General features: G+C 61.2%; 9 protein-coding genes. 1 reads left to right on the top strand and 8 read right to left on the bottom strand.

Going from position 1 to position 10,103, the window contains the following annotated elements; translation table 11 throughout:
* Positions 1-119 precede the first annotated feature (119 nt).
* The 8 genes from NW858_RS10055 to psbV form a co-directional block, all read right to left on the bottom strand.
* Positions 120-386, bottom strand: coding sequence for a hypothetical protein (locus NW858_RS10055; RefSeq protein ID WP_414333116.1), 267 nt, complete (start codon positions 384-386; stop codon positions 120-122).
* Positions 383-688 (bottom strand): hypothetical protein, encoded by a 306-nt coding sequence (locus tag NW858_RS10050; RefSeq protein ID WP_414520412.1) that lies wholly within the window; start codon positions 686-688, stop codon positions 383-385. The genes NW858_RS10055 and NW858_RS10050 overlap by 4 nt, the downstream gene beginning before the upstream one ends.
* Positions 689-709: 21 nt before the next feature.
* Positions 710-2,539 carry a proline--tRNA ligase gene (locus NW858_RS10045; RefSeq protein ID WP_414333119.1) on the bottom strand — a complete coding sequence of 610 codons (1,830 nt, stop codon included), beginning with the start codon at positions 2,537-2,539 and terminating at the stop codon, positions 710-712.
* Positions 2,540-2,647: 108 nt separating this feature from the next.
* Positions 2,648-5,800 carry a translation initiation factor IF-2 gene (gene infB, locus NW858_RS10040; protein WP_414520411.1) on the bottom strand — a complete coding sequence of 1,051 codons (3,153 nt, stop codon included), beginning with the start codon at positions 5,798-5,800 and terminating at the stop codon, positions 2,648-2,650.
* A gap of 384 nt (positions 5,801-6,184) precedes the next feature.
* Positions 6,185-6,484, bottom strand: a complete 300-nt coding sequence (locus NW858_RS10035; protein ID WP_414337986.1) for a YlxR family protein — start codon at positions 6,482-6,484, stop codon at positions 6,185-6,187.
* Between the two features lie 61 nt (positions 6,485-6,545).
* A complete protein-coding gene (locus tag NW858_RS10030; RefSeq protein WP_414333124.1) occupies positions 6,546-7,673 on the bottom strand; it encodes an HD-GYP domain-containing protein in 1,128 nt (375 codons plus the stop codon).
* Between the two features lie 145 nt (positions 7,674-7,818).
* Positions 7,819-8,343 (bottom strand): photosystem II cytochrome PsbV2, encoded by a 525-nt coding sequence (gene psbV2, locus NW858_RS10025; RefSeq protein ID WP_414333126.1) that lies wholly within the window; start codon positions 8,341-8,343, stop codon positions 7,819-7,821.
* Entirely contained in the window at positions 8,343-8,885 is a 543-nt protein-coding gene (gene psbV / locus NW858_RS10020; protein WP_414333127.1) for a photosystem II cytochrome c-550, read from the bottom strand. The genes psbV2 and psbV overlap by 1 nt, the downstream gene beginning before the upstream one ends.
* Positions 8,886-9,191: 306 nt before the next feature.
* Between psbV and NW858_RS10015 the strand changes: the two genes are divergently transcribed.
* A complete protein-coding gene (locus tag NW858_RS10015) occupies positions 9,192-10,079 on the top strand; it encodes a hypothetical protein (protein WP_414333128.1) in 888 nt (295 codons plus the stop codon).
* Positions 10,080-10,103: the final 24 nt, after the last annotated feature.

The raw sequence follows: 10,103 nt of genomic DNA, 5'->3' as shown, positions 1-10,103 counted from the left end.
GGGGTGTTCGGGGGGCGGGGCGCGTCCCGCGCCGCGCGCCTCCCACACCCCGGGGAGGGGGGGTGCTGGGGCGCGCCCCCCCCCCCCCCCCCCTCTGGGAGAGGGGCTGGGGGTGAGGGTCAATCGGAAGGCGGCTGAGAGACTTTTGGGTTCTCAGAGTTTGCAGTTGGCAGGGCCTCTTGGACGCGGGTTGGGGAAAGAGAAGACCGCTGTTGCCAGCGCCACAGGATCCCGGCCATGACCAAGGTGGGCGAGACGATCATGGCGAGGATCACCGGCAGGGTCTCCGGCAAGGCCAGATAGGGGCCACCGTATTTGATGGCCGCGCTGATAACCGCAGCGGCCACCATCAATTGCAGGGCAAACCAGAGGGTTTTGGGTTTCATGGTTGGCTGGGATCCCCTACCATGGCCGTGAGGATACCGGCAACGCTCTCCAGATCTTCCGGTACTCGGTACAAGGTCAAGTCTTGTCGGATTGTCTGTGGATCCCCAAGGATCTGTCCGAATTGCCAGGTAGATCCGATGGTGACGGCGCCGTAGATCCGCGTTTGCGGCTCCACCTGGGCCAGGGCGATCATCTCCACCGCCATTTGGACAAAAGCCCGAGTCAGATCGTCCTTTTTGGCTTCCACCACCAGCAGGATGTTCTTGCCGCGCAATAGATAATCGAGGCTGCCTTTCAGCATTGGTGACGACAAAAGCCCTACTCAATCTGGCACGGCTAGGGCGGCGGCAATCCGCTCTTTCAGGGTAGCCACCACTTCCTCAATGGGAATTTCTACCGCTTGGCCGGTGGCCCGCTCGGCCAATTCCACCTTGCCCTGCTTAAGACTGCGCCCGGTGGTAAGGCGGTAAGGGATCCCGATGAGATCCGCATCTTTGAACTTGACGCCGGCCCGCTCGTCCCGGTCGTCCCAGAGGGTCTCGATGCCGGCAGCAGCCAGTTCCTGCACCAACTTTTCCGCCACCTGCATCTGCTCCGGGTCAGAGACGTTAGGCACCACCACCACCACGTGATAGGGGGCAATGGCCACCGGCCAGATGATCCCATGGGCATCGTGGGATTGTTCCACCGCCGCCTGGGCCAGGCGCGATACCCCAATGCCGTAGCAGCCCATCCACAGCGGCTGCTCGACGCCCTGCTCGTCGGTAAAGGTGGCCCGCATCGGCAGCGAAAACTTGAGGCCCAACTGGAAGATGTGCCCAATCTCGATGCCACGGGCGGTTTCCAGAATCTGGTCGGGGTTGAGCAGACAGCGATCCCCCGCCTGGGCTTTGCGCACGTCCACCACCTCCGGCAGAGGGTACTGCTCGCCCCAGTTGGCCCCCACCACGTGCCGCCCCACCTGGTTGCTGCCGGTTACAAAGTTTTTCAGCAGGGCTGCCGTCTGGTCAACTAGGCGCAAGATCTGAGGGGCAAAGTGTTTCTGCCGGCCCAGGCAGCTATCCGGTAGGTCGGGGGCGATGTAGCCCACCGGGATCGGATCCCCTTGCCAGCTTTTCTGGATCTCCGCGTCCGCCAGGGTGAGGGTGAGCAATTTGTGGGCCTGGTAACGCTCCGCCAGACGGCTGAGGTGGTTGGCCAGTTTTACCTCATTCACCTCTTGATCGCCGCGAATGCTCAGCAGCACCACCACCCGCAGGCCGTTGTCGTAAAGGGCTTGGTAGAGGACGTTTTTGACAATCAGAGTGGGGGAGATCTTCAAGAAATCGGCCAGCTTCTCGATGGTTTCGGTTCCCGGCGTGTCCAGAACCTGGAAGGTGGTGTAGGGGGAGTCTGCTGCCGGTGGCGGAAGGGAGACGGCCTTCTCCACATTGGCGGCATAAGAGCCATCGGGGGTGTAGAGGATCTCGTCTTCGCCGGCAGAGGCCAACACCATAAACTCCTGAGAAGCCGCGGATGGCCCGCCAATGGCTCCGGCGTCGGCATCCACCACGCGAAACTCCAGCCCGCAGCGGCGCAGGATGCGGCTGTAGGCCCGGTACATGTCCTGGTAGGTCTGGCGCAGGCTCTCTTCGTTGGCGTGGAAGGAGTAGGCGTCTTTCATGATGAATTCCCGCCCACGCATCAGGCCAAAGCGGGGCCGGATCTCGTCGCGGAACTTGGTCTGGATTTGATAGAGGGTCTGCGGCAACTGGCGATAGGAGCGGATCAGATCCCGCGCCAGCAGGGTGATCACCTCTTCATGGGTGGGGCCCAGTGCCTGCTCGCGTCCCTGCCGATCTTTGAGGGCAAACATGATCCCTTCGGCTTGGGTGTACACGTCCCAGCGGCCCGATTCCCGCCAGATCTCCGCCGGCTGCAACTGGGGCAGCAGACACTCCTGAGCGCCAATGGCGTTCATCTCTTCCCGGACAATGTCCGAGATCTTCTGCAGCACCCGCCAGAGGAGCGGCAAATAGGTGTAGATCCCCGGGGAGAGCCGCCGGATAAAGCAGCCCCGCAGCAGCAACTTGTGGCTGGGCAGTTCTGCTTCGGCGGGATCCTCCCGCAGCGTCACAAACAACATCTGGCTCAGTCTCTGGCTCTGTTGCATCCATTTCCTCCCTCTGGCCACTTAAGATTTTCTCCATTGCTTTGGGGGGAAACTCTCCCCAGGGCTCCCTTGGGGCTGGGATCCCTGAAACTCTACCACCGGCTGGGACTAGGCAGGAGCCAGTGTCCGTCGCTTGGTGACCATCTGGTAGACCTCGATGATGTCCCCCTCTTGCCAAGCGTGGAACTTCTCGATGCCGATCCCGCACTCGAAACCGGCGGCCACCTCCCGCACGTCGTCTTTGAAGCGCTTGAGGGAGTCGAGGCGTCCTTCGTAAACCACCTCCCCTTTGCGGCGAACCCGCACCAGAGCATTGCGCTGCACCTTGCCGGAGAGCACGTAGCTGCCGGCAACCGCACCGCGGCTGATGGGGATCACCATGCGCACTTCCGCCTGGCCCAAGGGCTCTTCCACCTCCTCCGGCTCCAGCAGGCCCTCCATCGCTGCCCGCAAGTCGTCCAGCAGGTTGTAGATGATGTCGTATTCGCGCACATCCACCCCCTTGTCGTCGGCAGCCTGCCGCGCGCCGGGAGCCAGGGTGGTGTTGAAACCCAGGATGATCGCGTCGCTGGCCGCCGCCAAATCCACGTCGGTCTCTGTGATCTCCCCGGGGGCCGCCAGCAGCACCCGCAACTGCACTTCCTCTTGGGGCAAATCCCGCAGCGCTGTCTGGATGGCCTCGGCGGATCCCTGCACATCCGTCTTGATAATGAGGTTCAACTCCTTGAGCTGGCCTTCTTGGGCCTTGGCAGAAATGCTGCCCAAGCTGACGCGACGAGACAGCAGCGCCTGTTGCAAACGGGTTTGCCGCAGCGCCTCCGCCCGCTCTTGGGCAATGCGACGGGCTTCTTTTTCGTCGGTGTAAACCTGAAACTCGTCACCGGCTGCTGGAACCTCATCCATACCCAGCAGTTGCACCGCCGAAGATGGCCCGGCCTCTTGCAATCGCTGACCGCGATCGTCCATCATCGCCTTGACCCGGCCCAAGACGGCACCGGCCACCAGCGTATCCCCCACCCGCAGGGTACCGTTCTGCACCAACAGAGTGGCCACCGGCCCGCGGGCTTTGTCCAGGTGGGCTTCGATCACCGTGCCGCGGGCAGGACGGTCGGGGTTGGCCTGCAGCTCCGCCACATCGGCCACCAACAGGATCATCTCCAGCAGGGCGTCCAGGTTGCGGCGGGTGAGGGCGCTCACCTCTACCATGGGTGTATCCCCACCCCACTCCTCTGGCAACAGCCCGTGTTCCGCCAACTGCTGCTTGATGCGCTCCGGCTGGCTGCCGGGCTTGTCGATCTTGTTGATGGCCACGATGATCGGCACCTGGGCCGCACGAGCATGGCTGATCGCCTCCAGCGTCTGCGGCTGCACCCCATCGTCGGCAGCCACCACCAAAACGGCAATGTCGGTGACGCGGGCGCCGCGGGCGCGCATGGCGGTAAAAGCCTGGTGGCCGGGAGTATCTAGGAAAACTATGCGCCGCTTCTGGCCTTCAAAGTCCACATCCACGTGGTAGGCGCCGATGCGCTGGGTGATCCCGCCAGCCTCGCCCTGGGCCACCTTGGTGTCGCGGATGGCATCGAGCAGGGTGGTTTTGCCGTGGTCTACGTGGCCCATGATGGTCACCACTGGCGGACGCAAGACCAGATGGTCGATGTCCTCCACGTCCAGCATCTCGGTTTTTTTGACTTCGGATTCTGCCTTTGGCCGGCGAACCTCGTACCCAAACTCTGTGGCTACCGACTCGGCCAGCGACTCGTCCAAAACCTGATTGATGGTCACCATCACCCCCTTGAAAAAGAGGGTTTTGATGATCTCAGTTTCGGCCACACGCAGGCGGTGGGCCAATTCCTGAACGGTTAGGCTGCCCTCCAAGAGCAACACCTTCTCTGCCGGCAAGGACTCCGTCTCGCCGACACGAACAGCAGTGTTGGCTTCGGCGGAGGTAGATGGCTGCTGCGAGCGGGCAGCGGGACGGGGACGGGCAGTGGGAGCAGCCGTTGCCGCAGGTGGACGATAGGAAGGAGGCTTGGCAGTAGGACGGGCCAAGGGCTTGAGGGCGTTCAACTCAGCCTGCTTGACCGCCGAAATGACGGCCATGGGATCCAAATCCAAGCCATCCCCGTCTCCTTCCCCTCGTCTGCGGCTGCGTTTGCGCTTGGCCTGAGTGCGGCTGGCCCGTCGTTCGAGGGCTTGCAGTTCCTCGTCCTCTTCTTCTACCGTCTTGCGCTTGATTTTGGGCGCAGCAGGCCGCACGGGAGCTTCAGCCAACACCGGGGTGGGGCGTTCCTCAGGGATCCTTTCTGGCAAGGGAGTGGCGGCATCCGGGTCGAGGGGGGCTGGCTTGGCCACAGGACGGGTAGGAGGCCCCACCAGTTCTATCCGCCGCTGTGGACGAGGAGCTTCACCGGCTTTGCTGCTGCCGGAGCTCTCTTCCTTCTTGACTGCCGGCGGGCGCGGCTCAGGGCGACTGCTGGGACGAACGGGTGCGCCCACCAGTTGTGGACGCGGGCGCTGTGCAGGCTGATGAGAAGGCGCTTTCTCTTCTCCAGGCCGAGGGGCACGGCTGAGGGATGGGGCTTCCGGGGGGCGAGGGAGCTCAGAAACCTGTTGCGGAGATCCAGGAGGCTCTGCCGGTGGTTCCGTCTCGGTGGCAGCTCGTCGAGGGGGCGTGAGCACAGTTGGGCGCTTGGGCACAGGACTGGGTTCCGAGCTGCTGGCTTTGGCCGTTGTAGGCTCAGGGCGAACGGGAGGAGCTGCCGGTTGAGGCAGGCTATCCGGCTTTTGGGCGGCCTCAGATGAAGGGGCAGGGGAGTTGACTTGTCGCCGCGGCGGGCCGATGAGCTGAGCGCCACCGGCGGAGACTCGCTCAGGTCGAGACAGGGAAGGTTTGGCAGCCGGCGGAGCGGCAGCGGGGTTGGCCTCGCCAACTGGGGCTTGCTGCTGAGCAGGCGCAGGCCGGCGAATGCCGACGATCGCGCTGGCGGTGCCGGGCCCTTTCTGGGGAGGGCGCTCACTGGCTTTGGCTTCAGCAGGAGGCTCCGGCGGCGGGTTGTCCCATTGGGGTTTGGGCCGGGGCTGAGAAGGTTTCACAATGCGGGGGGCGCCCAGCTTGCTGCGCACCAACTCGGCTTGCTCCGGAGAAATGGTGCTGCTGTGGGTTTTGAAAGGGATCCCCAGTTGCTCACAAACCTCCAACACATCCCGACTGTCGCGCCCCATTTCCCGGGCAATGTCATAAAGTCGAACTTTATCGGTCATTCGTCTGCTAGCCTCTGCTCCTTTCTACTTGTCAGTTTTACTATCCAAATAATTAGTGGGTAGGACTGAACCTGTTGGGTGTGTGGGCGCTTCCTCCGGTACATCGACAGCGTCTCGGCGATCCTTCAAGGACGCAGACTGGAGGGAATCTAAGTCCGAAGCTGCTTTGGAAACATCCGCAGAGGACATAAAGTTAAGACAACCGGGGAAGGAACCAACATCAACAGCGCTTTTAGAATAACCTTTCTGCGGCTCATACAGACCAGCCTCGGCTGACCCAGCCAACCCCCATTCTGACAGTTGAGAGGGGCTGCCGTGTAGTTCACAACTGGATGAACCTAAAAAGGTGTCTCAATATCTTACCTTGGCCAATTCTGGAGCTGCCTAGGTTTTGTCTGAAGCACTGGCCTCCGGAGGTGATGTTTCCCAGGGGCCTTGGGCCTCAGAATCGCGCAGCAGTTGCTGCTCCAGCCGCTGAAACACCGAATCGGGCACAGGTGCTTTGAGGGCTCTGCTCATCTGTTGCTTGCGTCGGGCTGCCTGCAAACATTCTAGCCGGCGACAGACATAGGCAGAACGCCCCATACCCTGATCCAAAAGCACTTGGTGGGAGTCAAATTGTCGAACCAGCCGCCACAATTGCGAGCGAGGAAACAACTGGCGACAGCCTACGCAACGACGCAACGGATCGGCACCCAGCAAAAGGCTCTATCCTGCCAACACAACACAAATAACCCTCTCCAGCCTACTTCAGATCCGGCAGGCGCGATTGCAGAAACTCAAAGAAACGCTCCACCAAGTAGGGATCCCGCCATCCCCTTGCCGTCTCTTCCCGCAGGATGCCCATGGCCTCTTGAACGGTGAAGGCTCGCTTGTAGGGTCGCTCCGAGGTAAGGGCGTCGTAGATATCGGCAATCTGGAAGATGCGGGCCACGAGTGGAATCTCTTCTCCCTTGAGGCCGTCGGGATAGCCGCTGCCGTCCCAACGCTCGTGGTGGTGACGGATGAGGGGCAGCACATCCTTCATGGTGCGCAGCGGGCGGCAGATTTCCTCTCCGATCAAGACGTGGGATTTCATCACTTCCCACTCTGCCGGCGTATGTTTGCCCGTTTTACCCAAGATGGCATCGGGTATGCCCACTTTGCCGATGTCGTGCAGGTAGCCTCCCCAGGTCAGCACCTTGATCAGGGGACGGGGTAGCTGGAGAAACTCGCCGAAGCTCTTGGCCAGTTGTGCCAGGCGCTCACAGTGATCCCCAGTGGTGGGATCCCGACTTTCTACGCTGCGGGCAATGGCGAACAAAACCTGGGCAGCATGATCCAAGTCTTCATTGAGGTGCTTTTGGCGAACGAGGGAACGCACCCGCGCCAACAATTCCGACTCGTCAAAGGGCTTGCTCAAGAAATCATCGGCTCCAGCCTCGATGCCGCGCACGCGATTTGTGCGGTCGCTGGCCGCCGTGATCAACACCACCGGGATCAGGCGCGTCTCCTCATCAGCTTTGATGCGGCGACAGACCTCGAACCCATCCAACCCCGGCATCATCACATCCAGCAAGATCAGATCCGGCTGGAAGGTTTGCAACATCTGCAGGGCTTGATGGCCACTTTCGGCCTCGCTGACCCGATAGCCAATGCTCTCCAACAGATCCCCCAGCAACAGGCGACTGTAGGGCTGGTCATCCACGATCAGTAGGTGGCCAGCCTCAGCCTGATCCGCAGCAGGTGTAACGGGGATGCCAACCGTTACCGGCATCTTGAGTTCGGTCGATTGGGCAGGGGAAAAGCTGCTCACCATACATCGCAGTTGCAACACCTCTAGGCTAATCCCACTGCCAAAGGCAGAACATCGGTCTTTGTACTGAGCTCTCATCGATCCAAGGCTCTGGGGGCGTCGTACAGGGTCCACCCAGATATCCCGGCAATCCGCTTCTGGGTACAAACGGCCCAGGGCGCGCGTGTCCTCTGGGCATGGTGGTCTGGGGAAAAAGAGCCGGGATCAGCTCAGTTGGCAACCCTCAACCGACATCGATCAACTCATGGGATCCCCAGCCGGGGGCAACCTGAGCCGCTCTGAGAATAAAGGCAGCCAGATTTTTCAGGGCTTCGTCGTCCATCCAGGAAGGGGGCACGGGGCGGCATCCATAGCTGAAATCCGAGCCATCGTAGCTGCGGGGATCCCTCTGATACTCCACCAAAGCTTGAATCGTATCTCGGGGTGGGGTGGCACCGCGCAAGTCCTTCAAGGAGAGGGAAATGTTGGGAGCTGGCAGGGTGGAGCCGCCCACATGGCAGTTCAAGCAGGCGGACTGAAAACGATTTTTGCCATCCGTGAGCTGCTCTGGAGTAAAGGTGAGGGTGCGCCCTGTGGCGTCTAGAGGTAATTCCACCGGGCCGCTCACCCGCAAATACTGGTTCACGTAGGGGTCAATGCGGGCCGCCACCGGGCTGGCCAGCCCCAGCACAGCCAGGATCCCGACCCAGATCCAGAGGCGGGACGGGATCCGACAACCCATAAGCAACTTCCGAACCAGACGCAGCATCAGAGGTAGGCCGACAGGTCGCTGTGGCTTTCGCTTTTGGTGCCGCCCCAGCCGGGGGAGGTTTTGGCTTGCACCAAAATATAGCCGGCAATCAACTTCAGATCCTCATCGGTGAGGTTGCGCAGGCGAGGATACTCGCTCAGAAGCTGAGTGTTGGGATGATACTCAACCAGGGATTCGGCCCCGTCATAGGTGACCGGGTTTTTGATGTAATCCACAATCGCCAGCACATTATCCCGTGGAGGAGTTGCCCCCTCCAGATCCGAAAGCTTCAGGCTCACATCTGGGTTGGGATAGGTCTGGCCCCCCACATGGCACTGGGCACAGGCTTTGTTAAAAAGTTGCTTGCCTCGGGCTAACTGTGCTTCGGTAAAGGTAATGGACTCAGTGGGCGACAGAGCCACCGCAGGAATATCCTTGGCCGCGAACGCTGGAGCCAGTCCCCAGCTCAGCCCAGCCATCAAGGCAGCCAAGAACAGGACAAACAACCGATGACGCCCTGGCAGCAGCACCTTCTGAAAAGAAAAAGCTTTGCTAAACATGGTTCTCCTTAGATCAGCTAGTCAAGAGGAGAGGTCGGCTCCACTCCAGCCACAAACCCGACAACAGGATCAAGAATAGACCATTGAGAGATCATTTGCAGACGAGATCCGGGATCCGCATCGGTTCCGCTTGCCCTGGCTGTTAAGCTTGATCGCGGAGCTAGGGCCTGTTGGAGCTGACTGTGTTGCAGCCTGGTCGAGGGGTGGGGAGCTGAGCGGGTAATATAGAGCTTGGCTTGCTTGCCCGGCAGCATAGAGCAGGAGATCTCGCCAGACTCCGTCCCAGGTTTTCGCAGGATTGCCCCCATGTCCTCTGTCCGATTTCAGCCGTTGCGGGTGGCTTTCACCTGTGCGGATCCCAGCCAAGTCCAAATGCCCGTTGCCGAGTTGCTGGCAGCGTTGCCGGCCTCGCCGCTTCTGACCTACACTGACCCGGAAGCAGCGGACTTGCGGGTAGAGATGCTGCCCGATGCCATCTACCACTTCTATCGGCGGGGGGAAGAAGTGGCTCTGGCCGCCTTTCGGATCCCGGTAAAAAAGCCACAGGCCCTGCCCCGCAAGCTGGTGCGGCTGCTGGAGCACGTGGCTGCTTTTGGCAACCTCCTCAACCTGCAACCTGCCACCGATGCTTTGAGCAGCGTCCTAGAGGTGGAGTTTCTCCAACTGGAAACGCCGGCAAGCAGCTCTGCCCCTGCCGAAGTGAGCCCCCTGCCGCGGGATCCCCAGGGACAGGTGCAAATCCAGGCAGGCCGCAACCTCGCCATCGCCCTGCGCAACAGAGCCCCCACCCCCGTGCACGTCTATGTGGTGGTCTTTGACGAGCGGCGCTACAGCGTGGATTTGGTTTACCCCTATCAACCGGATCTGCCCGCTCGTTTGCGCCCCAGCGAGAGCCTGCTGATCGGCTCTGGGCCCCGCTACCTGCTCCAGATGCAACTGCCCGAAGGCGCAGATATGGCGGTGGATCGCTTCAAAATCTGGGTCAGCAGTACCAGTATGCAGCCGGGCATCATGGCGATGCCCCCCCTAGGACAAAGACTGGAACCCCCCTCTGAGGATCCCTATGGGGCCGGATCCCGGCTGGATCGGGAAGTTCGGCTGGCCATTTTGGGCAAGGCGGGCAGCACGCCCATGCCGGCTTTTGCCGAGGATCCCTGGTGGTGTGTGGAGCAGGCTGTCAAAATTGTGGCTTGAGCTAATGCGCTTGGGTGCCTTTCA

Origin of the sequence: Synechococcus sp. H55.10, from assembly GCF_047502715.1 — a bacterium.
GTDB lineage: Bacteria > Cyanobacteriota > Cyanobacteriia > Thermostichales > Thermostichaceae > Thermostichus.
Note: the sequence above shows the minus strand (reverse complement) of the source record. Positions and strands in the feature narration are given on the sequence as shown.